The organism is Microcoleus sp. T3_B1 (assembly GCF_036700445.1).
GTDB lineage: Bacteria > Cyanobacteriota > Cyanobacteriia > Cyanobacteriales > Microcoleaceae > Microcoleus.
Genome location: NZ_JAUBOX010000076.1, coordinates 20,716 through 22,171 on the forward strand (window position 1 = coordinate 20,716; position 1,456 = coordinate 22,171).

Below are 1,456 nucleotides of genomic sequence, written 5' to 3' on the forward strand. Positions count from 1 at the left end.
CGCCCCTACAGGCCATCGTAGGGGCGGGTTTTACCAACCATTTATGTTAGAAACCTACCATCTCAAAAACCCGCCCCGCCCAGCGACAAATCCGCAATTGGTAATATCATCGCAATTCGGTCGCCCTCACCCTTCCCTCACAAAATCAAACAACCGATGAGCCATTTCTAGCTTGCTGCAAGGTGCTATTTCTACTTGCTTCCCTGCTGCATTAATTAATATTGCTTGATTGGTATTGCTGCCGAAACCTGCGCCTATTTGATCGATCGGGTTTGCCGCAATTACATCCAGTTTCTTCGATCGCAATTTCTCCAAAGCCGGCTTGACAATATCCCCAGTTTGTGCTGCAAACCCGATTAATTTTTGGTGCGGCTGTTTCAATTTTCCCAACTCTGCCACAATATCCGCTACCGGTGCCAAAGGCAAACAATTCGGGAGCGATCGCTTCGGCAATTTCTCACTACTGTACTCGGCCGGCTTCACATCCGCTACCGCCGCCGCCATCACCGTCAAATCCGCATCGTGGAAGCATTGCAGCATCGCCTGCCGCATTTCTTCTGCACTCGCAACTGCGATCGCCCGCACACCTGAGAGCGGCAATTCGCCAGTTATACTGTGTACCAGCGTCACTGTCGCGCCGCGGTGCCCTGCAGCTTGCGCCAAAGCTATACCCATTTTGCCACTGGAAGGATTGCCGATAAACCGCACCGGATCGAGGTGTTCCCGCGTTCCTCCCGCACTGATCAACACCCGAAGACCCGCTAAATCTCGATCGCCCTTCGCATACAAAAGCGATTCAATATGAGGCAAAATCTCATAAGGTTCTGCCATCCGGCCGACACCCGCGCGATCGCACGCTAGCATACCCGCCCCCGGATTCGCAGCATGATAGCGCCGATAAGTCAACACTTCCCGCCAATTCCGCTGCACCGTCGGCTGTTCCCACATATCTGTATTCATCGCCGGTGCCAGCAAAATTGGGCACGTAGAAGCTAAGACAGTATTAGTCAACAAATTATCAGCAAAACCCCCCGCCAACTTAGCCAAAGTATTAGCCGTCAGGGGAGCAATAACAAAAACTTCCGCCCATTCTCCCAGTTGAATATGCAGGGGGCGCCCGTGACTTGCTTGCCAAAAATCTTTGTCAGTAAAAGCAGGATGGCGGCACAGAGTAGCAAAAGTCAAAGGCGTGACAAACTCCCCGGCCGCATCAGTAAGAATAGCTTTAACTTCAGCTCCAGCTTTCGCTAAAGTTGAAACTACTTCGCAAACTTTGTAAGCCGCAATCCCGCCACTAACACCGATTAAAACTCGTCTGCCTTTCATGATTTTTGGTAATACAGCAACCTTCGAGGTTATGAGAACTTGATGAATTCCTGAAACCATTGCGGAGAATTGCCCGATCGCATCTCCTGATTCTTTCTTCCTTCTTCCTTCTTCCTCATTCTTTCTTCCT

At 50.7% G+C, this 1,456-nt stretch carries 1 protein-coding gene; it reads right to left on the bottom strand.

Annotated features, from left to right (window positions below):
* Positions 1 to 126 precede the first annotated feature (126 nt).
* Complete coding sequence (gene coaBC, locus QT990_RS28270; protein WP_333145127.1) at positions 127 to 1,326, bottom strand: bifunctional phosphopantothenoylcysteine decarboxylase/phosphopantothenate--cysteine ligase CoaBC; 1,200 nt, start codon at positions 1,324 to 1,326, stop codon at positions 127 to 129.
* Positions 1,327 to 1,456: the final 130 nt, after the last annotated feature.

Bases quoted from the DNA above. Each gene is read 5' to 3' on its own strand.
- coaBC (WP_333145127.1), bottom strand. From the start codon at position 1,326: ATGAAAGGCAGACGAGTTTTAATCGGTGTTAGTGGCGGGATTGCGGCT.